This is a genomic window from Bacillus alkalicellulosilyticus (assembly GCF_002019795.1).
Classification (GTDB): Bacteria; Bacillota; Bacilli; order Bacillales; family Bacillaceae_F; genus Bacillus_AO; species Bacillus_AO alkalicellulosilyticum.
In genome coordinates this window covers 166,334-190,551 of the sequence record NZ_KV917382.1, presented here as the reverse complement: position 1 = coordinate 190,551, position 24,218 = coordinate 166,334, and the positions used below count along the sequence as shown (strand labels likewise).

Annotated in this window: 18 protein-coding genes; 16 read left to right on the top strand and 2 right to left on the bottom strand. The window is 31.8% G+C overall.

Annotation, left to right across the window (positions count from 1 at the left end; genetic code table 11):
• Positions 1 to 67: 67 nt before the first annotated feature.
• Positions 68 to 2,815, bottom strand: a complete 2,748-nt coding sequence (locus tag BK585_RS23545; protein WP_078557281.1) for a type IV secretory system conjugative DNA transfer family protein — start codon at positions 2,813 to 2,815, stop codon at positions 68 to 70.
• On the bottom strand, positions 2,787 to 4,106 hold the full coding sequence (locus BK585_RS23540; RefSeq protein ID WP_078557280.1) for a replication-relaxation family protein: 1,320 nt from the start codon (positions 4,104 to 4,106) through the stop codon (positions 2,787 to 2,789). Before BK585_RS23540 ends, BK585_RS23545 begins: the two co-directional genes overlap by 29 nt.
• 1,140 nt (positions 4,107 to 5,246) lie before the next feature.
• On the opposite strand from BK585_RS23540, the gene BK585_RS23535 reads away from it, so the two are divergent.
• The 16 genes from BK585_RS23535 to BK585_RS23460 all read left to right on the top strand — a co-directional run bounded on the left by BK585_RS23535 (position 5,247) and on the right by BK585_RS23460 (position 24,118).
• Positions 5,247 to 5,555 (top strand): hypothetical protein, encoded by a 309-nt coding sequence (locus tag BK585_RS23535; protein WP_078557279.1) that lies wholly within the window; start codon positions 5,247 to 5,249, stop codon positions 5,553 to 5,555.
• A 17-nt stretch (positions 5,556 to 5,572) separates the two neighbouring features.
• The gene (locus BK585_RS23530; RefSeq protein WP_078557278.1) at positions 5,573 to 6,877 is read left to right on the top strand and encodes an FtsZ/tubulin family protein; all 1,305 of its coding nucleotides are present in this window, start codon (positions 5,573 to 5,575) and stop codon (positions 6,875 to 6,877) included.
• A gap of 516 nt (positions 6,878 to 7,393) precedes the next feature.
• On the top strand, positions 7,394 to 8,404 hold the full coding sequence (locus BK585_RS23525; RefSeq protein WP_078557277.1) for a hypothetical protein: 1,011 nt from the start codon (positions 7,394 to 7,396) through the stop codon (positions 8,402 to 8,404).
• Positions 8,405 to 10,378: 1,974 nt separating this feature from the next.
• Positions 10,379 to 12,250: a hypothetical protein gene (locus BK585_RS23520; protein ID WP_078557276.1), complete on the top strand. Its 1,872-nt coding sequence runs from the start codon at positions 10,379 to 10,381 to the stop codon at positions 12,248 to 12,250.
• A 5-nt stretch (positions 12,251 to 12,255) separates the two neighbouring features.
• Positions 12,256 to 12,870, top strand: a complete 615-nt coding sequence (locus BK585_RS23515) for a hypothetical protein (RefSeq protein ID WP_078557275.1) — start codon at positions 12,256 to 12,258, stop codon at positions 12,868 to 12,870.
• A 4-nt stretch (positions 12,871 to 12,874) separates the two neighbouring features.
• Complete coding sequence (locus BK585_RS23510) at positions 12,875 to 13,270, top strand: hypothetical protein (protein WP_078557274.1); 396 nt, start codon at positions 12,875 to 12,877, stop codon at positions 13,268 to 13,270.
• A gap of 61 nt (positions 13,271 to 13,331) precedes the next feature.
• Entirely contained in the window at positions 13,332 to 13,727 is a 396-nt protein-coding gene (locus BK585_RS23505; protein WP_078557273.1) for a hypothetical protein, read from the top strand.
• 109 nt (positions 13,728 to 13,836) lie between these two features.
• Positions 13,837 to 15,807 (top strand): LTA synthase family protein, encoded by a 1,971-nt coding sequence (locus BK585_RS23500; protein ID WP_078557272.1) that lies wholly within the window; start codon positions 13,837 to 13,839, stop codon positions 15,805 to 15,807.
• A gap of 1 nt (position 15,808) precedes the next feature.
• Complete coding sequence (locus tag BK585_RS23495; RefSeq protein ID WP_078557271.1) at positions 15,809 to 16,675, top strand: ATP-binding cassette domain-containing protein; 867 nt, start codon at positions 15,809 to 15,811, stop codon at positions 16,673 to 16,675.
• On the top strand, positions 16,668 to 17,294 hold the full coding sequence (locus tag BK585_RS23490) for a hypothetical protein (protein WP_078557270.1): 627 nt from the start codon (positions 16,668 to 16,670) through the stop codon (positions 17,292 to 17,294). The genes BK585_RS23495 and BK585_RS23490 overlap by 8 nt, the downstream gene beginning before the upstream one ends.
• A gap of 935 nt (positions 17,295 to 18,229) precedes the next feature.
• Positions 18,230 to 18,973 (top strand): helix-turn-helix transcriptional regulator, encoded by a 744-nt coding sequence (locus BK585_RS23485; RefSeq protein WP_078557269.1) that lies wholly within the window; start codon positions 18,230 to 18,232, stop codon positions 18,971 to 18,973.
• 2 nt (positions 18,974 to 18,975) lie between these two features.
• Positions 18,976 to 19,308: a single-stranded DNA-binding protein gene (locus BK585_RS23480; protein WP_078557268.1), complete on the top strand. Its 333-nt coding sequence runs from the start codon at positions 18,976 to 18,978 to the stop codon at positions 19,306 to 19,308.
• Between the two features lie 15 nt (positions 19,309 to 19,323).
• Complete coding sequence (locus BK585_RS23475; protein ID WP_078557267.1) at positions 19,324 to 19,866, top strand: hypothetical protein; 543 nt, start codon at positions 19,324 to 19,326, stop codon at positions 19,864 to 19,866.
• Between the two features lie 303 nt (positions 19,867 to 20,169).
• On the top strand, positions 20,170 to 20,817 hold the full coding sequence (locus BK585_RS23470) for a hypothetical protein (protein ID WP_078557266.1): 648 nt from the start codon (positions 20,170 to 20,172) through the stop codon (positions 20,815 to 20,817).
• A gap of 808 nt (positions 20,818 to 21,625) precedes the next feature.
• Positions 21,626 to 22,783, top strand: a complete 1,158-nt coding sequence (locus BK585_RS23465; RefSeq protein ID WP_078557265.1) for a hypothetical protein — start codon at positions 21,626 to 21,628, stop codon at positions 22,781 to 22,783.
• A 504-nt stretch (positions 22,784 to 23,287) separates the two neighbouring features.
• Positions 23,288 to 24,118, top strand: a complete 831-nt coding sequence (locus tag BK585_RS23460; RefSeq protein ID WP_078557264.1) for a HEPN domain-containing protein — start codon at positions 23,288 to 23,290, stop codon at positions 24,116 to 24,118.
• Positions 24,119 to 24,218: the final 100 nt, after the last annotated feature.

Genomic DNA, 24,218 nt, shown 5'->3' with positions numbered 1-24,218 from the left:
GCTGGTGTTCTTAGGAATCTCCCACTTTAATTAGCTATTAGAATTGATAAGTGGTGAGTAGTTCAACCTACTTTTCATCTTCATAATCAGTAAAAAGGAAGTTTAAGTCATTTTGGTCATTAGTCTTTTCGTCACTATGTGATTCCTTCTTAACTTGATTCACTTCTTTTTGTAACGTTTTTATGAGTTCCTCTTCTTTTTCAGATAACTTGCTCACTTTTGGTTCAACATTGGAAGAATCACCAAAAATATCAGCAAGCGGGTCATATTCATCAACTATAACTTCAGGTTTTTGTTGTTCTTCTTTTTCATGGTTAGTTGACAAGTGTGTTGTATCTTCTATGTTTTGAGGAGTTTCTATCCCTTTCTTTTCTGGTTCTATCAAGGGAATGTCAGTTTCTTGTGTACTAGCCAACTCCGGATTGACGGCAGATGATAAGATTTCCTCAACGTTATCTACTAAAGGAGGTTTTCTTAATCGTCTCTGTGGTTTAGGCTCATTCACATGAATAGGTTGTCCTGGGTGAGTAGCAAGAGTGATTTCTTCATCCACCTCAGGAGTCTCAACAACATTCTCGCTGTCTTCAGATATGGTTGCTATTTCTTGTTGTTCCAGTAATTCTTCATCTTCAATTGATTCGTTCGCAAGAATATCGAATTCTAAGAACTTTTCTTTCTCGTCAAGCCAAATTTGTCCCGCCTCAGTGTCAACTAAAACAACAGCTTCTTTAAACTCTTCTTTTGGTACAAAGTTAGCATCTATTTGTCTTACTGGAATAGGACGGTTGTGTTTAACAATCTTAACGGCAGCTTGAAACTCCTTCTGAAAGATAATATCACTTGGTGTGAGAATGGCTTCTTTGGTTTTAGCATATTGACTCCCCGCTCGAGTCATTGGCATTTCTTGAAGAGGAGATACGGTTTGTTCACCTTGTGTTTCTTCAAAACGTTCTTCTTCACCAAAAATATTAGAGAATAACTGAGCATCATAATCAGGAATATCCCCGTAAACCATTTTATGTCTTAGCGTTCCTAGTAAGGTGTGCATGTAGGTTTCTCCATATTTATCTGCAAGCTGTGTAACAGTTTGGGCTACAACGGTAACGATAGTCTTATATTTACGTGATTGAGCGGGAAACTCTTTAAATGGCCGATATACGTAATCAGGAAACTCATCCACGAGGATATGGTGGAAATTACTCGTATTTGGTTCTCTTCGGAATACAGCATTTTGTAAACTAAGAAGGATTAACTTTCCAAGAACATTAGATAATCCTGATAATTCTCCCTTAGCAGTATTTACTAAAAGCACACCACCAAATTCCAAGTGCTTATCAAAGTTAAACTTTGATTCCCCAAATAGAACACGACGGATTAACTTGTTGGCACCAATGTCATTTAGGATGTTACGTAAACCTTGTACATACTCTGCTTTTGCATCATAATATACATCTTGACCACGATAAACTCCATGAGTAACCTTTTCATTTTCACCATTTCTAGATGTTTTAGGTAAAAGATTATTATCAAACCAAGAATCAATCTGCTTAACAATTTGCCAATGGTTGCGTTGGTCTCTATCTTCAATATCGTTATAGTTGTCTGGAAACGTGTCTTTTAACTTAACGTGCATGGTTCGTACTAGTTGAGAACTGTTGTACATATCGAGTAGCATATCAAAGGTAACTTCCTTATCAGGTTCATGCAATTTCAAAAGATATATATAATGTTTTAAGTGGTTACGCTCTGATTGCTGGAAGAAAAAGTTCCCCCCATCTCCACCTTCCCCAAGTCCTTCAATTACCATCGCAAACGCTTCAGCTACTTGGTCTACTGGACCTTGCATCGGATTAATATTAGGGGTGTTTGGATTTGTAGGGTCTATATAAAAAACAGAGTCTTCAGGTATATTGTGAGCTTTAACTAATTGAAAGGTCTTTTGACATAAATCATTAGAAGGCTCTATGACCGATATTCCATTTAAGTACATTCCCTTAATTTCCTCAGTGTGATAGTCGTCTCGTTGGTATACGTTTCTAAATTGATTAATAAATCGAGACATCCAATGTAGGTCTTGATTTAAAATGGGCAACACGAGAGCAGCTGTTTTACCAGTACCAATGGAACCTATAATTATATTATTAAGTGTTCTGTCTTTTCCTGGTTGAATGATAAGTTCTTGCGTCTCTGAGTCAGGACCTAGCACAACATCAGGCCACTTTTCTTCTTCTCCTTTGCTAAAAAAGGACTGAAGAAATCTTGAGTTATATTCAAATTCTTCAAAGGCTTCGCGTAAGTCGTCACGATGGAGAGCGTATTGTCCCGCTAACCAAATAAGTAACAGAGCCATAATGATTCCTGGTATAAATACAAGTAAAATAAGGAGATTCGTTGTGTCTCCTACCAATACCCCATGCCATACGTTTACAATTTCCAACTCATGAATTCTCTCTAACAAGTAAGGAACAATTACATTGTAAACCGGAGCTGTTATAAACCACGTATAGTAGAACACGATACCAACAATCATTTGAGAGAATATAAAGATACGCCATTTGAGTCCTTGAAACTCTTTGATTTTGGTTGACATCAACCAAGTTACAATGGAAATGGTTGATGTGGCTATAAGTCCAAGTATAGATGGAGCTATTGAACTACCAAAGAGAACGAATACAGGAATATACTCTAAGAATTGGCCAACCATTAACAAAATATAATTTGTCACAGCCCTCATCGATAACCATAAGGAAAGGATTAGCAAAGTAACCGCAATAATAAATGGTAATCTATGTGATGACATTAGTTTCTTTATCATACTCAGTCACCTCCATCTTAAACGGGGACACAGTTCGGCTGAATTTAGGAGTTTCATCATAGCCTGTTCTCATCCACGATTCATTATCACCAATTAAAACATTACGGTAATGATTTGCTAGCACATCATATATCTTTTCATCTCTCCTTGAGTAAAATGCAATAATTTTGTGTATCGTTTGTTTCATTCTCCCCTCATTTACCATGGAAGATAAATAGTGTAACCTATCTAGTTCTTTAACATTCCCTTCATCCAGAAGAACAAGTAAAAGCATTTCATCATAAGACCCTTTTTTGTGAGTGATTTTGATTGCTTTGTCTGCATACATTTCTTTCGGAACATCAGGAAGGTATACTTCCGTACTTTCAATCTCTTTATACTTATATCTAAATTTAGGATTTTTAAATACTGCCAGTTCAATAGTATCCAATTCTGTTTGATAAATGTTAGCTGCATATGGCTTTAATCCTAACAATACTCTTTCTGCTGTCCGAACAGCCCTTGATAATGGAAGGATATAGATGGAAAAGTTAGAAAGGGATAAATCCTTATAGGACATAAACATTTTTTTAAGATTTCCAATTCTTCTTGAACGATCCTCGGAATATGCTTTTCTTGTTTTAAAGCTTCCATCGAGGATAGCAATTAAAACAACATGTTCTTGGTGGGAATTTTGTTTACATAGTTTTGCATAGCGTTCCACTTTTTCAAAGATTTCCTTTGTAGGCTCTTCTCCTGTATCTAATTCAATATTTAGATATCGGTTCTCCACTCTTAATATCCAATCGGGAATAATTATTTTACTTGGTTCTATCTCTTCATTATCCAGATAGGGATTTTCATATGGGTGTAAGGATTCTAGGTTTTTCTCCTTTTCTTCAAGAGCATGTATTGTATTGACCACTAATTCTTGTGTGGCCAAGAAGTGATCAACATTTTTGACATTAGAAATCTTTTTAATTTGAAACCCTTCCCAACTGTTTGGCAACATCCCTTCTCTTATTAAAATTTCTACTGCTCGATATCCAATACGGAAATAGTTAAAATAAAAGCCATCTTGCCCAAGTGAATATTGGTGCGGAACAATCAGTTCTTTCATTCCCCAGCGATACAGTTTCACTCGAAAAGAATTAATTGTTATCTTGTCTTTATATACTTTGTACAACTGGTTAACTGTTAGTAGTCTTTGGTTAGCTAAAAACTGCAAAAGCTTCAGGTCATTGTTAGAAAGCATTGCACCTTGGTTATTAGGACCAAATTTATACCTCTTTTTCTTTGAATCTACGTTCAAAATTCACAACTCCTTTCTCCATAAAAAATAGCCCACCTTAATAAACGAAGCTAGGCTTTTTCCTACTCCAATTCATTAAGGGGGCTACCCTGTTTTTATGTAATTTTAGTTGAACAAAGTGTATCAAATAATGCTGTCAATTGTCCAAAGAGAGTTAAAAATAGAACTCCCATAAAGGTACAAAATAGAATTCATCATTTTCCTCTTCATTCAAGTGAGATATATAAGAAATATATATTAGTCAGGGTATTATAGTCAAGGTTCTTTAAGTGACACAACGCCTTTCTACACTCCCCTTTAACTTGTTATGTCCATATAACAACTCATGTTTAACAACTATGAGCTTTTTTATTGTTAAATATGAGTTGTTAAATATGGGATTGAAAAATTTGTCATTAAACGTATTTATAAGACAGCTGGAAAAGACACAGTGAAACATTAAGAATTCCCCTCCTCCCCATTACCAAGTAACTTTCTTACCAAGTGACCTAGATGTATTGTAATGAGAAGAGGTATCTGTCCTGAAGAGAGAGGTATTTATAGAAATGCTAATGGAGTTACTCTAACTTCTAGGATTCCCCTAACTAAATTCGCAATTTGTTGGATATTGTCTGTATATCTATTTTTCAGTTTTCTCTTTAACTATTTGATAGGTTGAGAAAAACTTTCTTAATAAACTTAGATCGTTAACGTAATTACAAAATATTAGTTAGATAGACTAAATCAATAAACTTACCAGGTGTCATGCTAATGGGACACTTATTGGAGAGTTCACTTATAAGTGGATATCCAGATACTTAATATGTCTAAAGTTGGCTTAAGTTTTCAGGAGCGAAGAGAAACCTAAGAGGGAAAATAGGGAATATTAAGACATGTATAGGTCTAATTTTTAATTCATGGAATAACTCCTTGAATAATACCATGGATAATACCATGAATTATTCAATGTGTTATTCATGGTATATAAAAGCCTTATTTATAAAGGGAAAATACAATCTCAAAAGTTATTAAACTATGGCTTGACTGGATACATTTACTAGTGATATTCTTAGGTTACTTAAATTTATTCAAGGTGTTACCATGAATTAATCATGGTAATGTCATGACTTATTCATGGACTAATTGAAGGGAGGTACAAGCTTGACTAAGGATGAAGTACTTCAGTTGATATATGAGAGATTAGGAGATGGAATCTATATCCTTATCGCACTTAAGGAAGGTCCACTTCTAAAGGAACAGTTATGGCACAACGTTAATCAACTCTATAAGGAAAAAGTAAAAACGGATAAGGATTTAATACCCTCTCGATACACCTTAGATATTTATACAGCTAGACTTGATGCAGTTGGATTAGTGAATATAAAAGAAATGGGTCGTGGCCGTTTATATAGCCTTTCCCCTTTTTATCAAGAACTAGCTTCTTACATAGCGAGACAAAAAAATAAATAATAAAGGAGACGATAATTATGGCATCAACACTTACACAACAGAATTTGTTGGAGCGGGATGATATTAAAATTTCACTTAAATTTGGATATTTGGGACTGGGTATGGGTGGATGTTCCATTGCCGCAGCATGTGCTAACGTTAAAACAAACGTTCGAAATGGTCACTTCCCTTATAACGCTTTACTTGTAAATACCAATGCTATGGACTTTGAGAAAATTAGTTTCAAAACTCCTACTATTTCAAAATTACTAATTGGAACGGGCAAAGGTGCTGGTAGAGATATTGATGTTGGCGAACAAGCTTTTGTAGATGGACAAGGTAGTATAATCGATTCAATAAAAAAACAATTTATGGACCGTGATTTTGTTTGGATAGTTGCCGGACTTGGTGGCGGAACTGGCACTGGAAGTGTCATTGAAGCTATAAAAACACTTCATAACAATGGATTTAAGAAAAGATTTGGATTAATTTTGACTTTACCACGAGACAAAGAAGGAGCAACTGTTATAAGCAATGCATTAGAGCGACTTCAAAAAATCTCTAAAGTCATGCAAAGTTTAGGTTCAATTATTTTGGTTGATAATCAAAAACTATATAAACGATTCAGTACGCAAAACCCTAATGCTTCCTTATCTGAATATCTTGAGTTTAGTAATGACTTCATTGCAGATACATTACATGAATTAAATGTGGTAACGGCAAGTTTTAAACCTTATGGAGATTCTCATTTTGATTCAAGTGAATTTGAGAATTTACTTAAAACTCCAGGTATTCTTTCTCTATCGAAATTTTCAATTGATGATAGAGATATCGACTTGGAAAATCAATCTACTTACCTTTCTGCACTTGATGATTCCATTGAGACTGGCATCCTGTCAGATGGATATAAATTAGATAACACTCAACGAGCTGCTACAAGTATTATTGCAAACCGAGGAACTGCACAAAGACTGTTCACCCTTGGTTTTACAGATACAGTAGAAACGTTGATTGATTCTAAAGCACCACTAGCTGGTGAAAAACCAATTGCGACTTACGTTGATGAAAAAGCCCGGGGTGTACATTTTTATACGGTATTTGCAGGTCTTCAGTTACCAGCACGTATTAATGAATTAGTTGAAGAGAATAATCGCCTCACAGAACTTCAAGAAGAAAAAAGCGACAGCGATGATGTTCTTGCCTCTCTTCAAACATTTAAAAGGAAAAAGAAAGAAGAATTAGATTTAGATGATTTAGACTCATTGCTAAGTGAGGATACAGATTCAAAGTCTAAAGTGAAATCGTCATCTGATGATGGATATGACCCAATAAATGATTTATAAATAAGAAAAAGCTCGAAGAATAATTCTTCGAGCTTTTTTATGCATTCTTACAGATAGACTCCCCTTCCACTCATCACAATTATCCTTCATACACATATGAGCAAACCCTAAACTATAAACAAATAATCTATATAAAGGTTCTACCGCTGCGGAACGTCCTTGGCGCTACAGCACTTATTTTCTTTCGCTACCGCTACGGTGCGTCCGAAGAGCGCTACGCATCGTATAGCTACAGTCCGCACGTCATATCAAAGCGCTGCGGCGTTTAAAACGAATCATAGCTTTAACGCTATGAAACGATATTACAAACTATAGTAACACTTGATTGTAATTGAGTGTATTTAAATGGGTAGGATAGCTATGTAATGACTTCAATCAGCTACGCAAAAATCAATAACGCTATAGCTATATTACGTTTATCTTGCCGTAGCGGTCTGTTTGTACTTGAATATTTAAACTTATAAGGGTATATTGAAAGAAATTGTAGAAATACGCAGTTGTCCCGGGGGTGACGTAGTGGATATAAAAGACATTTTAGAAGAAGAATTTGAACAAGACCCAGTTCGGAAAGAGATTCGGATAAATAAACTTGAAGAAGAAATATATACAGACCGAATATTGGACATGCATCCAGACACTACATACAGTACTGTTGAAGCAGGCGAGATAATTGGAAGAAAAGACAGTACCTTAAGGAATTATTTTAGAACGGAATTATTGGATTATATTGCACCTGAAAAATTCGGAAAATATTACAGATTAAACTATAAGAGTGTTTTCAAATTACACATGATTTTACTTTTAGTAGAAAAAGCTAATAAAACTACAGCTGATATTGCATATTTTTGTGGCATTAAACCATTGCAAAGTAGTGGTGAGTTCCAAAGAGCTACAAGAACGCATGACAGCACTCAGGATGAGTTGCAAACTGGAGCATCTTCACAAATAGAAAAGGAATTTGCCCAATTGAAACAAATGATGTTAATTCAGAATATGAGTCAGATTATAAGTGAAGAGAAAAGAAGGTTGTTAGAGTTACAAGGAGCATACAGAGAGGTTGTTCGAGAAAAAGATACTATAGATAATCGAATAGAGATACTAAAAGTAAAAAAAGAACATTCTGTTGTTGAAGAAAAATATTATAAAGTATTAGACCAATCATTAAGGCAGACAACAGCTGGTGGAGGACAAGAAACAAAGTGGACCTTGAAGAATATATTTAAAGGTCCAGACAAAAAAGACCCACCAAATGTTGAGAAGATTATAAAAGATGCTATGGAAACGGCAGAACAGGTTACACTTTCTGATAAGTTCTCTGACATAGATGATACGATAGAACAACTAGAGGTTCAAAGTGAAGAGTTAAAACTTTCCCTCAATGACATGCAAATAGAAATAGAGGACCAACAAGATAAGATAAAACAAGTAGAAATGAGAACAATTCAGATACGAGAAAACATTCATCAGCTAAGTAATGAGCAACTAACGACAATGCTATTAGGGGAAGGTAACACAAAAGAAGAATAAATAAATATTTTAAAAATTCTGATAATATGATATAATACACTTAATATCTGATAAGAGGTGAAGCGTTTATGTTATTTTTCTTAAAAGAACAAACCAAAAGGGTACTTGATTACATTGTGATTGGTATAGCAGCAATGTCCATACTAAGCGCTATCGTTATTAACATCTCAAATACATTAAACTGAAAAAAGTAATATTATGAATTCATGCTCTGTTTAGGGGCATGGATTTTTTTATAACCTGATGGTTTCAAATGATTTAAGGGTATTAAAACAGGCACTTTGTTATTGAGATTATTTCTATTGAATACCACAATTGTAAAAAACGTTTGAATACAGTGTTTGAAATGTACCATCTCTCACATAGTATTTGCCACTAAATAACAAGAATTTTCACCAAAAAGAATGATAGACTTTTTATAAATCCCATGTGCAATTGGTGAAGAAGGTAAAATGTTAGTTTTAAGGATTATTGAATTAATATATAGGGTGATTGTAATAGTTAAACACTCTGTGAACGAGAAAGAATATATTTACATAGGAGTAGAAGTTTTGTTTATTTTAAACCTAACTTAAGGGGAAATTCTACCTCAAGAAATGTAGAGAATTAATTATATTTTATTCTATTCTTTCTTTCACACAAGGGTCTAGAAAGTTTAACATTAGAATAAGAAGTGTTTGAAATGATTCTGGTCTTAGGAGGAGTGGGATACGAAATAGATATCTGCTTATAAATATGATGTAGTAGCAATGTGCTTGAATCGAAGATTTTTAAAGAGATGATAAGCATCGTAGTAATGTGATTTTGTATGAATTTTTGTAACCAAAATAAGGATAAGCCTTTGGTATAAATATAGATTAATCGCAATTAATCGTCGTGAAAACTGATAAATACTAAAGGACACAAGATCAACGTCTTTATGTAGTTAATCATAAAAAAACAATTACTCAAAGCATGGAGTTTTGCAAATTATTTACCTGCGAAAAGTGTTTAAATTAAGAAATGAACCCGTCATTATTTGTATGTAACCTTCATGGTTTTCGTGAAATCATATTGAGTGTACATTTATATAAGGTGACCAGTTATAAATTTGAAATGTCCTCATAGAGTTTTCAAAGAATGAACAAATTACCCTAAATATTATCTTTGGTAAAGCTTCTATAAAGAATATAATATCCTTATTTTCCTAAATGCATCGAAAAACTTCGGAAAGTAGCTTTGGTTTATATTTTGAATGTACAGTGAACATTAATTGTACAGTAAGCTGAGAGCGCTATGTAAGAGATTGGGAACCGATCTAGCATCTTTGATTACCTGGGCGGTCATATTTGCATCTCTCGTATCATTTTTCATTAGAAAAATTGACACCAAGTTCTATATTTTTCTTGAAGCGCATGAGTTTACCAACCGCAAAGTCATACACTTTTGTTTTAGGTCATTAGCAAGACTCTTCCAATAATCACGTGTTTTTTCTTGGTGATGCTTTGCACAATCGATGAAAGCTTTTAAACAATGAATTTGATTATAAAAGACTAATCGCTTTCCTAAGTCTAACCCTCAATCATCTTGAGCATGTGCGACATGTTTGTTTTTGGATAACATTATAGATAAGAGAGTTTCTTGTGAGATTTTCGAGATTTTGTAATTTTAGTATAATTAATTTTGAGTCCTCCTTGGTTACTATTTAAGGGTCCTTGCGCTGAAACTTCGGACACCTCGTATAAGACCAAGGGACTCTTTTTTTGTTTAATCCTCAAGAAATGCCACTTGAACTTTACATATATACACAAATAATTAAGGGTTGAAAAGAAAAATAAGGAAATATACCCATTTTTTTGTCGGAATTTAGGATTATAATAGATTCAACCTAGATTTTTACAAAAATATATAAAATTGAAAACTATTCAAAAATATTAGCTTTAATAGCATTAACAAAGCGGTTTATTTTAATAGAAGACAATGAGGTAATTTGTCATGGATACTTTAGCTATTTTTTTTCGGAAAATTAATTTTATAAATATAAAATTAGAAATAATCTTAATATTTTTCTTTTTTTTAACACTTATCTTCTTATGTAGTAATCCATTTGTTATAAATCCTATGGAGTTTATTTTATACACAAAGTATTTTATCCCGATAGGTTTACCAATAGTTCTATTAGTTAGTTATCAAATTCATGCAAAATTTATTAAGTCAATTCCCTATGAACTACTTAAGATAAATCAAATATTAAAAAGTCAGATAGAAGTTTTGGTTAAAATTCAATGTTTGCATTTAATATTTTTTTTAATAATGCAAGGGCTGGTTTCAATTACTATTGCAATGGTAATTACATTAATTTTCGACTCAGGCCTTAATTTTTTTGTCTATTTAATTAAAATATACTTTGTTTATTATGCAATACCTTTTACATTTGCTTGGTTGCTAGGTAGCTCCATTAGTATAATAAAGCATATATACTCTGTAAAAAAAACTATAATCTTTTTACTTATCTTAATACCGTGGATACCACTTATTCTACTTCTTGAATATAAATCAAAAATAGGTATATTTATCCATAATAGAAACCCATATATAGATCTATACACCATGTCCTTTTTAGACAAACAACTGACTATAAACCTTTTATATATAATTTGTTTATTAGTTGTTTTGTTGTTTATTCTTATAAAGACAAAAGTACCTTTTTTGCAATATACATTTATTGTTGTAATAATATTTACTTTGTTGTCTTCAACAGTTTGGTTGAAAAATAAGCATAATTTAGTCGAAGATTTATTTTTTGTAAATGATACGGTTCTTTATGAACAATTAAAAAACAAAGAACAAGAAGAGAAAGATATATTTAGTGATTGGACAATAACGGAAATTGAATTTAATGCTAATGCTATTTCTCAAATTAAAATCAAAATAACTTTAAATGAACACGCACTACAAACTCGCTTTTATGTAAATGAACAATTTAGTATATCTCATATTATCAGTGTCAAAGGACCATTGCCTTTTTCTCAAAATGGTAATGCAGTCGACGTTATGACAGAAGGAGTTGATTCTTTTGATGTATATTATAAAAACACGAATGGCACTAGTTTTTTTTCAATAACTCCTAACCTCATATTTTTACCAACTGAATCTTTGTGGTTGCCTAGTACAAAGGAAGTAAATATATATAATATTGATTCATTCGGAAATTTATATACAAATGTAAAAACAAGGGAATGTAGTAATATTAAGTATGTAGTTGGAAAACAAAAGTACAGTTTGCAAGGGGATAATCTAGACTGTTTATCTATTATTAAAGGGCCATTTAAAAGTTTAACAGTTGATGGTACAGGTTTGTTAATATACAAACCGTTTCTAACAAGAAATAAAAATTACTCTGAACTTATAGAAAAAATACAAGTGATACAAGAAGAAGTTTGTTTGTTACAAAATTTGAATTCAGAAAATTTCATTTGTAATAGGAAGAATATAGAGAAAATAGTAATAGTACCGAAGAGTTTAAATACTCCAGCACTTTCTATGTATGATAGCACATATTCCAATAATCAATACACTTTCTATGTCAGTCCATTTATTGACATAAATGAAAAACCAATAACTTCACATTTAGAAGAACTCGCTACTTTTTTAATTCCCTTCAGACACTTCGAGGATAAAGAAATTAGCATTTTAACTAGCATATATCTTATGGAAAAAATGGATATTCAAACAATGGGATATATTGATTGGATAATACAAGACTCGGATGTTAATTCAGAAGAGTGGATGAAATTTAAAATATTAACGATTGAAGAAAAACAATTTTACATACAAAAAGGGATTGAAAATAAAAAATTAAGGTGATAAAGATGCTAAAGTTAAAAGATGTCACTATAAAAGAGAAGACAAATATTATTATAGAAAATTGTAATATAGAAATACCAAGTCAGTCTGTTATTGTTACAGAGAATAGTATAAACACCGATATATTTTCAAAAACACTTGCAGGACTTAAATCTGTTCAAGAAGGTGAGATTTCTTTAACCAGTAATGATGATCTTAAAGGCAATAAACGTAATATATTTTATGTAATTCCAGAAAAGTATTATAAGTACGTTAGCAATTGTTCTTTAATAGAATTAATTAATATATTGAAGATATCATACACTCTCAAAAACTTTCCGTTGCTCGAAAAATACAATATATCTCCTAAAGATAAATATTATACTTTTACTAATTTCGGGAAGTTTTTATATTTAATAGTTTTAGGGAAAATGCTAAAAAAGAGTATTTTTTTATTGGACCAACCAAGTAAGTATTTTGATTATAAAGATATAGAAAATTTCAATATATTCTTAAAAGAAGATTTTGATGATATGAACTACATAATCTTTACCAATCGATATGAGAATGTGTTTTCTTTGCTAGATAAACCGTTGTATTCCATATTGAATAAGAAATTGGTAATTATTGAAAGGAGGTGAAAATATGTTGGTAAACAAGAAAAGGAAATGGAAATCAAAGGTGGTTACTTTAGCAGTAGCATTTGCATTGATAACGACTGTAGGTGCAACTGGAGCTGCTCAAGTTACTGCACATTTAGATGGATCAGGAACATCCAAAAATACATCCACTCTAACAGCAAGTAATAGTACTAATGGTAATATTTATGTTACAAATACAGGGTCAAATACAACTACTAGAGGTTATGCAAAGCGTGAAATTAGTTGGTGGCCAGATAGTACAGCGGCATCGACTTCTTGGCTAAACCCAGGTACTACGTCAACCGTGAGATTTAGTCAAACAAGTGGACATCAATATTATGGACAAATAGTTGGTCAAACTACTAGCTCTAGAGGTGCTGTTAGATTGACAGTTAATTAGTAACAATACTTATAATAGCTTTTAAATCTAATCTATATTAATAGTTAGGGAGTGTGTAAAAATGTTGGTAAACAAGAAAAAGAAATGGAAATCAAAGGTGGTTACTTTAGCGGTAGCACTTGTATTGATAACGACTGTAGGTGCAACTGGAGCTGCTCAAGTTACTGCACATTTAGATGGATCAGGAACATCCAAAAATACATCCACTCTAACAGCAAGTAATAATACTAATGGTAATATTTATGTTACAAATACAGGATCAAATACAACTACTAGAGGTTATGCAAAGCGTGAAATTAGTTGGTGGCCAGATAGTACAGCGGCATCGACTTCTTGGCTAAATCCAGGTACTACGTCAACCGTGAGATTTAGTCAAACAAGTGGACATCAATATTATGGACAAATAGTTGGTCAAACTACTAGCTCTAGAGGTGCTGTTAGATTGACAGTTAACTAGAAAAAAATTATGAAGTTAGGAAACTTGTTTCCTAACTTCTATATATATTAAAATCTATCTATTTTTTTATATTTTCTGTTTTTCTATTGTTGAAAAAGGATGGAGAAAAATGCGTTGGAATTTATTGTTTGTTTTTTATATTAAACAATTTAGTAGAAGTAAGGTTTATCTTGGAGGATGCCTATTAATTTTTTTACTATTAGGTATTAGGCTTTTATTCTCGTTAAACAATGTAGAAAGAGAAGCATATGGGCAATTGCCAAGTGAAATTGCGATGATAGTACAAATTACTTCCCTTTTTTTTATATTGTATTTTTACCGTACCTTATCGAATGAGCTACTTTATGGTGTTCAATCGTTTTTTTTGGACGGGTATAAAATTATGCTTGAAAAATATTGTGCCTTATTTATGGCGCATATAACATACCAAACAGTAAATATATTTTTTGTTTATGTAATATATTTCTTTATTTTTACTAATCTCGGTATAGAGCATTCTAGCTTTTATTTATCGTTATTTAGATTCCTCTTAGTCTATATGTTTTATCCACTATTACTTTGTCTTCTATACGGATTTGTAGTAGCGTTAGTATTCGGTACAAAGAAAATTAGTTACCTTTTTATCATGTTATTTTGGATATTTGGAGGAAGTATTAGTTCAGAGATTTTTTTTCCATTCTTTAGCAAAGTTTATGTTGATGAATGGCAGACATTACTGAATATAGGATTAAATAATATAATGTTTGTATATATCTCATTCATAGGCTTTGACATGCATTGGGGTAATGAGTTAAAACTATTATCATGGTTCTTAGCCCTTATCGTAATATTGTTAACTATTACTATTAAGTGGTCAGTCACTAGAAAGGAAAGAAAAACGACAATTTTTATAATTGTTATACTGCTAATGGGAGCAGTTCTATCAGCTAATAGTGTTCTTTTATTTAGTAAAAGAACATTTAGTTATGCTGATTATATAAAAGAAACCGAATACTATATGCAAATAAGTGAAGTTCAGACAGATTTAAGGTACGAAATAGAAACTTATAATATAGTTAAGAATAATGAAGACATAATTGTAGAGGTTGAATTTTCAACTTTAGACACATTGGAACCTACTTTTCAGTTATACCATGCTTATCCGATTGTACAAATTGTTTCTAGTGGTAAGCCTATTCATTATGAAAGAGATGGGGATATAATAAAACTCCAACTATTGGAAGAAGTAACATCACTTACTTTTGAGTATAAAATTTTAGATACTAATTTTGTTCCGTATACGAATGGAAGAATAGCTCTACTTGCTAATGTAGCCTGGTATCCTAAAAAGAGGTCGACACATATGTATGAAATGGATAGTGCTAAAGACTGGATTGAAATAACCGAGGTTTTTCCATCTGAAGAAAGCTACTTATTTAATATTACTACAAACGGTGTACTATTTTGTAATTTACCTATGGTAGGAGAAGTGTTTAAAGGTGAATCACAAGCGGTAACGCTAATAAAAGGTCAGGGAATTAAAATGACTTATTTAGACTATCAAATAATCTATCCAGCAGATTGGCCAAAAATGGAGGATAGGCTGCCCGAAGTAATTAGTAAATTCGAGCAGAGTCTTCAAGAAATTCAATTGCTTGTTCCTACGTCGATATTATCTCTACCAAAAAATATAGTCTTTTCAAACCACGGGTTATCAAATTTATTAACTTCGGACCATCTAGTCTATAATATTCAATATAATTCAGCAATTAATTCTTATGACACTTTGAAAGATATACCCAAAAATACACTTCAACTTGCTGTGGAAAAAAAGGGACCAGAAAAGTTATATAATGAGTGGATAAATATGACAAGTGAAGCGATTAGGGATAAAAACGGATGGTATATTGACATCAAAGGAAGAAGCTCAGAATCATTTTTATTCAGTACTAGTGAACAAGAAATAATAGAACTAGTTTATCATCATTTTTACCAGTTGACTACTCAAGAGAAGGAAGAATTTTTAAAGCAGTGGTATCTATTATTGGATGATGATTGGATTTGGAATGATGTTCTCTTATTGATAAAGGAGTGGAGGTAACTTGAAGATAGACGTAAAAGGGTTATCGAAAAAAATAAAAAAACAGGAAATATTATCAAATGTTACACTCTCAATTTCAGGAGTATACGGTTTATTAGGTCCAAACGGTGCTGGCAAGACAACGTTAATGAAAATTCTAGCTAGTATTGAGAGTTTTAACTCAGGGAGAATATACAGTGATGATAAAGTTATTACAGAAAAGAATTACGTGAAAAGATTAGACTATATTGGATACTTACCACAGGAATTCATGATATACCCAGATTTAACAATTTATGAAGTTCTTGAACACATTTCCGTTCTTCAAGGTGAAAATAAGAAAAGTTCACGTAGAGCCTTAATATATGAGGCGGTTGAACAAGTAAATTTAACGGAACATCTTTATAAAAAAATGAAGAATTTGTCTGGTGGGATGCGTAGAAGAGTAGGTATTGCACAAATTCTATTACGAAAGCCATCAATCTTGTTGTTTGACGAACCCACTGCAGGACTTGATATTGAAGAACGAATTCGTTTTAGAAACCTATTAAAACGCTTAGGTAAAAGACATACTGTATTAATTTGTTCACATATAGTAGAAGATATTGAACTTTTGTGTAATAAAATAGGAGTCATAAAGAATGGAAAAGTACTCTTTGAGGGAAGTCCTGATGAATTAAAGGAAAAGGCTCTACAGTGTATATTCGAAATAGCGGTTTCTCATGAAGAATTGGATGAAGTTATTTCAACTAAAGAAGTAGTATTTATGAATGAGGAAAAGGATAAGGTTTTGGTTAGAATATTCTCGAAAGAATTGGTAGGGACTCCTGTTAGTCCGAGATTAATGGATGGATATTTAGCACTACTTAAAGAGAATAGCCATGAATAAATTAATACATTTTTTTAGGTTTGATATAAAGTTATTGGGATATATGTATATAATTCCTTTTTCTACTTATTTGTTATGTGTTTTTATAATGCTATACATGTCAATGAAATCAGAAAGCCCATATATGGTTTATGTAGCTTTACAGGGTATCGCTGTACCTATAGCAGGATGTCATTTAATATTGTTATATAGTAATGTATTTGAAATACCTGCAGAGGAAACATTAGTCTATTATTATCGTAAAGTCCTTTTGTATGACATAATTCGATATGGGGTATTGCACTTTATATTTATCTTATTACTAGTAGGAATTACTTTATGGCTTAACGGTATATCATTCCTAACACCAATATTAATAATACATTTGATAATGCTTTTTATATTTTATCAAATTTTTGGATTAGCAATTTTATGTTTTACACGGAACTTGGATATTACGGTTGCTCTATTAGCAACATATACTTTTATTGAAGTAATAACACAAGGAACTTTTATGCCTTGGCCACACGTATTCTTTTTTGAAGAACCGAATAGTCTTGTTTTGATAACTCTTACATTCTTATCTTTAATAATAGGTATAATATGTTCAGTTGTACTTTTATGGAAAAGATTTAAATAGTATTTTTCCAAATCATAGTCAAGGAAAATTAGCTACTAAAAAATTGGTCTTGTATTTATGGAATTGTAAACTATATAAAAATAAGCCTAAGGATAACTGGACTAAGTTAAATACTTGTGGAACATTGGCAGCCAGTCCCATAGTGGAGGATTGGCTATTTTTTTCGTGAAAGTTTTTACATTACAGTTATTCGATTGCGTTGTGTACCAAAGTGAATGGCAAGTAACTTGTAAGCACGAACTATGAAAGAGGACCTCCTTACGGAATGTACGGCAAATAGATGTATTTTATCGATTTTTTTGGATATACGGTTAAATTTAATTTTTTCTGTATTCTATTTCAACCAAGTAGTCCTGATTTAATATGTAAGTGTTTTTCATGGAAATCTATATTTCTGTAAATCGGTCAACTGTTTCTTTATGTATCGTAGAAATTAATACAGGTGAAATGCTTCCACCATTCATAATAATCTATACTAATAGCGAAGTTCTACAAAGAGCTTCCTTTCACTATTAAATTAATTTTAATTTACAGTCCGTTCAATGAATAAAAATTATGCGCTCGCACAATAAAACATCTTAAATACCATAATCTCCTTCCGCTCCTTTCAACACTCTTATATCTACCACCAAACACATGCCCAAAATCCCTAACAGACAGTTTTGCGCGAACAGACACCCATACCACCATAGAAACTTTATACAGTACAAGAAACTTAATACGTAACAAGAAACTTGGTACGATAAAATAAAAGAAGTAGTTAGGGATTTGCAGCTTTAAAAGGTAGGAAGTAAAATATGAGATTTCATTTTGAACAAGATTCATACCAGGACGAGAAAAGAAGGAGAAGGCAAGACATGAGTAGAATACATATTATATAATAATTCAACGGACTTCAAACTAAAATTAGTCATAAGAGTAGGAAGGAGAGAATAATGAAAGAAAAATCTATTACGCAGCACGATTTTCATAAAATCTTTTTATTATATGAACTGATGGAAAATGATTATAGTGGGGGGCAATTGCTGGACAAGATGAATGTTAAATTCCCTTACAAAGTGAATGTACCACAATATATATACAAGGCACTACGCTCCCTTAAAAATGAACATGAAATTGCTGTAGCTTATGTTGAAAATAAAGTTCATTACTTTACAATAACCTCAAAAGGAAAGGATCGATATTACCAATATAAGAAGGAGTTAGTGCCTAAGTTTAAGAATATGAAGCAAGTTATTGATTGTCTTGTTTATACAGTAACAGGTGGTTCTTATACTTCTCAACGGCCAGAACCACCAAAAGCATTATCAAAGGAAGACCAACGTTTTTTTAGTTCCCATCTCAATGTTAAAGATATAATTGCTTATGAGATTCTTGCAAGAGGAACAAACACACCATTTATAACAGCTCACCTCCTTGAAGACATTGAATCTAAATATGGATGGAGTTCAAGTAAAACTTGGATGTATGATGTGATTCATCATTTTGAAGAGAATGGATACCTTGTTGGAAAGTGGGATGATCCTGTATTACGAACTCTTCGATACTACCGAGTGACCGATGAAGGAGTTTCTATGTTTCAGTCGTTTTCTCACCAGGTAAGAGAGAATGTTTTACACTGCCAACATTTTTTCTCCCAAGTTTTAGATTTACTTGATTCATCGAAAGGAGATAAGTAATTATGGGTGATATCAATCGTTGTATTGTAAGCGGAAGGTTAGTTAAGAACCCAACCTTGTACTATATCGAAAGAAATAATGAACAGGTTGCAGTATGTCAATTCTCTATTGCATCTGACCGAGGACATAGGAAGAATCCCAATTATATAGATATCGTCGTTTGGCGAGAGTATGGAGAATCTTGTGCTAATCATTTGGTAGCTGGGCAAGAAGTAACTGTGGATGGAAAAATCGTAACTCGGTTTCGAATTGATAACGGTAAAAATATTAAAATAACTGAATTGCACGCGGAAGAGGTTAAATTTGGACAAAAGCCTAAAAATGAAAGTAAATAAAGGGAAGTGGAAGTTATGTCTCAAAGTCTTTACAACAACATTATGGAAATATTGAGAAAACCGTTTCCACCTGAAGTAGTACAACAACGCAATCATAAATCAAAGGGTTTTTATATACCTGCAGAAGAATATGAAAAACGATTAGAAGAGGGAGCGGGTTCTTACTGGTCTTGGTATATAAAGGGTGAACCACTCATACACAAAGCTACAAATGAAGTTCAAGTTGTAGGCACACTCCGAATCCTTGAAACAGAACGAGAGGGAATTGGGTTTTCAACACTTCAAGTTACTCCTGAAGGTAAAATAGTAAATTTACGATATGGTATAAGAGCCGCAGCACAAGACGCACTCCGTGATGCATGTGATCATTTTCAAATGGGTTGGTCAAATTTAAGAACCAATAGTTCCAATAAGGAATCTAGTAAAAATGAAGAAAGTAGCTCTCTTTGTATGAAATGTAAAAAAACTCTCTCTGGGGACGAACTTAATTTCTTAGCAACCAACAAAATTAAACTTTTATATTGCAAAGAACATATACCAAACCACTTTATTAAATAATAAAAAATGATAATATGAGCAAGACCATTTGAACTGAGAGTTACGATTACTCATAAAGTTATAAATAAACAAGCGGTCGACGCGGAAAATAAATTAAGTTGTCCTAGTTGTAAGCAGGGTTATTATCTCTGCTTTATTAAAAGAATTTTGTAGATGATATGGATTATAATTACAATATTTAATTTGAGATGAAAACAGAAAAAATTATTTTAGTTGGTATAGATGATGTGTTTCATCGGAAGCATATCACTTGGAATTGCAAGGATAAGAGCTATATGAAGCAATTTAATTTCTTAGTAGGTGATGAAAATTTTAGATAAGTTTATTCATGATTTTTTTATTTTTTATGACAAAAGAAACAAAAAAGGTTATCAAGTGATAGGATTGAAACTGACCACAGTATTTTTTGGAATTATTATATTTCTAATAATAACGTCATATCTATTATCGGTTTACCAAAAGTTATGGTTGTTGTTACCAGTAGGTTTTCTAATATTGTGGTTATATAAAACAAATAAGAAAGTTGATAAAATATTATTAAGAAGCATAGAGAAAAAACGAGCTGAACATAAAGATTATATTGCAATATATTTAAAAGATGAACTAGGGTTCAATAATTCTATACAATATAAAGAAATTTCCTTGTTACTAAAGAGTAAAGGAGATATGGAGACTGTTACTTATAATTTGACTCCATATCTAGCTATGATATTAACAGCTATAGTTACTACAGTAGGTTTAATTGCCAAAGAGGACCAAAGTGATGTTACATTTTTATTGCAGCTCCTTATTTTTATTACGGTGATACTTGTTTCAACAAATCCCATTTTCAATGTAATTGCCAATCTATTTTTTAATACTAAACCAAAAAAAGTACAGCAAATCTCAGAAATAATTCAGGAATTGTACATTGAGAACTTAATAGAGGAAAATAGTAACAAAAATATATAACAATGTAGGAAAACTAGGTTTGAAAGAAAAATCAAATGCTTGTCTTCTCACTTTTTAATGACCCAGTTAGAGAACGAAACTATGGATGACTTGTTTGAATATCGTCCATGGATTTAATTTTTTCTACATACTAGCATTCCTCTATTTAAACACATGGAGCTTACAAGAGTTTCTTTCCCCGGTACTGAGCAGTATTTCTGTACTGGGGTACAGAAACCTTTTTGGTTACCATTTAAGATACTAACTTTCTTTTACCGAAGGGACTAAATACCTTTATTGCTACGCAGATGAAAAATATGGACTATACAACAAATAAATTCTTTGAGAGATGTACTTAATATCAAGATTTTTTTTATAGACGAATGTTTTCAACGATCGGGCTAGGTTGTTGTATAGTTTAGGTATCTCATTGACTGGTTTTGTATTAAAAGATTCTGAAGATACTCTTTACATTTTAACAGCTTTAATATATTCGGTATAAAGATAATGGTTATATGGTATAATTTGTATCTAAATTTAGAATGAACATAAGGATGGTATTAACATCATCAAAACTCTCTCCAAGCCTCCTAATTTCTTCTTTGTCATAGAATTTTGAGGGTTAATATCGAAATAAAGTTGTTCAACTTCTAATCTTACTTAGAAATCGAAGAGGCATGGACAGGGGAACAATGAGAACGTTATTTGAATTGACCATAAGCGGAGTCATTGGAGACAAATAAGGTTTAATTCAATCGAATAAATTTATATTTTCTCACACGGTTTAACTTGTAACAATTTTTTTAGAAAAATGTAGGTGACCTATATGATGAATTATAAAAAGAGGTTTAAACAAGAAAATCCAAAATTATGGAATAACTTTGAACAATGTACCAAAGAGTTAAGACCAGTTAGTTCTAATGATATAAAAGGTAAATTTGTTAGAATTGACACTCATATAGCAACTGATTTGGGTATTAAGTTTCCACCTAGTTATATGGTTTTTTTTATGTTGGTCCATTTAAAAAATTGTGAATACGAATACCAACCAATGGAAAAAGTATTGTGGGAAATCCCCTTTAAATATAAGGAAACTGATTTTTATTTCACAGTAAGAAAATTTGGATTTAGATTAATGTCCGGAACAACAGATGAAACTTTAATAAAATCAGTAATTAATAAAATTAATAATGGGCTTAAAATTGTGGATCAGATGATAAACCCATTGCTTAAGGAAATAGTAAACAACGGTGACATAACATTCCCAAATCAAAGCACTTTTTTATGTGATCGATATTTATATTTTAAAAATAAAGTTTCGAATTTAATTCTATTAAATAACAAAGAAGATAATAAAGAAAAAAAAGTTGCCGTGAATTTCAACCAAGATATGCAATATAAAAAAGAGATTTTTTATAACACTCAAGCTATGCTAGAGTCATATTTCAGTTTTCAAGAACACTTGTTAATTCTCCTATTACCCTTTAGTGAATTTAATAAAGAAAACGACTCAGTTACAAAGATAATTGCCGCTGACTGGACTGTTAAATTCAATGTTATATTTAACCCAAGTAGAAATCCAGATTTAATGAAATATTTTGATAGTTTGCGAAATTTAAAGGAAAGATATCGAAATAAGTATGCGCACGGTGGTTTTGAAAAGAAGGACGGATCTTTATACGCAAAAGTGGAAGGTTTAGGTTTTATACCGGTACGTCAAGAAAAATCAAATCACTTTTCTTTAATTCCAATCACGGAATTAGATTTCAATGAAATATGTAAGATTATCGACGATTTTGATAACTACTTGTTTTTTTCAAAGAAATGGTCAAGGCCAATTCAGTTAATAAAATCAGGTTTAGATATATATTTTGACGATACTCATGTTAAGCAATATAGAGAAGCTGTTATATCAGATGAAAAGTTACAACAATTTATAGAATATCAAGCTATGCTTGAAGATAGAAATATAAATATGGATTGGTAATCACAAAGGTGTCAATCCTGCTAAGAATTAGTCAATGTTTTATGGATAAAAATAGATTAAATAAAATGCACAAAGTTAAAGTAACTGTCTATCAGCAGGAAGATAAAGTCGTTATTGGTATGGTTGATTCTGTAGTATAATAATTCATATTCGGGCGTAATTCTGAAAAAGTTGATAAATTAGGATTGATTGCTGAGCGGTACACAAAACTGGTAAAAAATACGAAGAAATGGCAATTACGTTTATTAAGTGATCGTCTCTTTTTTCGTATTTGACTCATACTACGCAGCAAATAATGTAAGACATATCGAGCTTTGAAATGGATATTTATGTTAAAATTCTTGGCTTTGTAATATATTGTACTTAAAAGAACGAGCAGGTTAGTGGAGGAATTGTCATTTACTTTTATTCAGCAAATGGCCAGAATGTGTAGGAAATCATTTGAATTTGTTGCAATTAATGATATTTAGTTTGGTATATATCGGAAAAAAGGGAGGTTAGAAGATGGACTTTAAAATTAAAAAGAAAATGAAGCCCAACTTGCTTAAAGAACTTGTTGAACTTAAAAAAAACCGAACTAGTTTTAACGATTTTTCAGTAAGTTATTTATTGAATGTAAGCATAAGGTATAATCTTATGCATCATATTTTAAATGACAAGGAATTAAGGAAAGGTAAACAGAGTATTTACATTGCAGCAGGGCAATATATATCATCTTTGGTCACATGTTGGGAGACCTACTTTAGAGATATATTTGTTTATATTGTGGAACAAGACCCAAATAAAAAAACGGAAATTACTGATTTTATCACTGAGAAGGGAATGTCTACACAAGAACTAGAAAATACTCAGTTAAACATAGGGGATTATGGAAGTAAACAATATAATTTTCAAGATTTAAATGACACTTGCAGCGCTCTAAACTTCTTATTAAATGATAGTAAAAATCGGATTACTGAATTTATAGAGGATTCGTTAGTGGATGTTGGTTTTGCAAGTCCTAACATCTTATTATATTGGTTACAAGAAAAAAAAGACATTCCTCAAGAGTTATATACTGTATTAGAGCAAGGTTTCGAAATAAGACATAAAGTAATACATGATGCCAATTTCATTTATAAGATTGAACCACATTTTATTAGTGCGTTTGAAGATTGTATCGTAATTTTCCCTCAATTAATTTCTATTTTGTTAGCTAAAAAATATAATGCTAAGAGACCAGTCTATAATAAGAAAAATAAATACACACGGTTAACTGAAAATCCTAATCATGATGAATTTAATTTTATTTTTAGCAGAAAGGATTTTGAGAGTGATTATCAAATTGTAGATTAATTCAATTAAGCAATCGGGGGCTTTTGAATAAGAAGGCGCCTTTTTATTGTACCTAATTCTAGAACAACACATTTTTAGATTAGTTATTGTGAAGGTTTTT

Bases quoted from the DNA above. Each gene is read 5' to 3' on its own strand.
- BK585_RS23480 (WP_078557268.1), top strand. From the start codon at position 18,976: ATGGGTGATATCAATCGTTGTATTGTAAGCGGAAGGTTAGTTAAGAAC.
- BK585_RS23515 (WP_078557275.1), top strand. From the start codon at position 12,256: ATGCTAAAGTTAAAAGATGTCACTATAAAAGAGAAGACAAATATTATT.
- BK585_RS23500 (WP_078557272.1), top strand. From the start codon at position 13,837: ATGCGTTGGAATTTATTGTTTGTTTTTTATATTAAACAATTTAGTAGA.
- BK585_RS23485 (WP_078557269.1), top strand. From the start codon at position 18,230: ATGAAAGAAAAATCTATTACGCAGCACGATTTTCATAAAATCTTTTTA.
- BK585_RS23460 (WP_078557264.1), top strand. From the start codon at position 23,288: ATGGACTTTAAAATTAAAAAGAAAATGAAGCCCAACTTGCTTAAAGAA.
- BK585_RS23530 (WP_078557278.1), top strand. From the start codon at position 5,573: ATGGCATCAACACTTACACAACAGAATTTGTTGGAGCGGGATGATATT.
- BK585_RS23475 (WP_078557267.1), top strand. From the start codon at position 19,324: ATGTCTCAAAGTCTTTACAACAACATTATGGAAATATTGAGAAAACCG.
- BK585_RS23505 (WP_078557273.1), top strand. From the start codon at position 13,332: ATGTTGGTAAACAAGAAAAAGAAATGGAAATCAAAGGTGGTTACTTTA.
- BK585_RS23470 (WP_078557266.1), top strand. From the start codon at position 20,170: ATGAAAATTTTAGATAAGTTTATTCATGATTTTTTTATTTTTTATGAC.
- BK585_RS23465 (WP_078557265.1), top strand. From the start codon at position 21,626: ATGAATTATAAAAAGAGGTTTAAACAAGAAAATCCAAAATTATGGAAT.
- BK585_RS23545 (WP_078557281.1), bottom strand. From the start codon at position 2,815: ATGATAAAGAAACTAATGTCATCACATAGATTACCATTTATTATTGCG.
- BK585_RS23490 (WP_078557270.1), top strand. From the start codon at position 16,668: ATGAATAAATTAATACATTTTTTTAGGTTTGATATAAAGTTATTGGGA.
- BK585_RS23520 (WP_078557276.1), top strand. From the start codon at position 10,379: ATGGATACTTTAGCTATTTTTTTTCGGAAAATTAATTTTATAAATATA.
- BK585_RS23510 (WP_078557274.1), top strand. From the start codon at position 12,875: ATGTTGGTAAACAAGAAAAGGAAATGGAAATCAAAGGTGGTTACTTTA.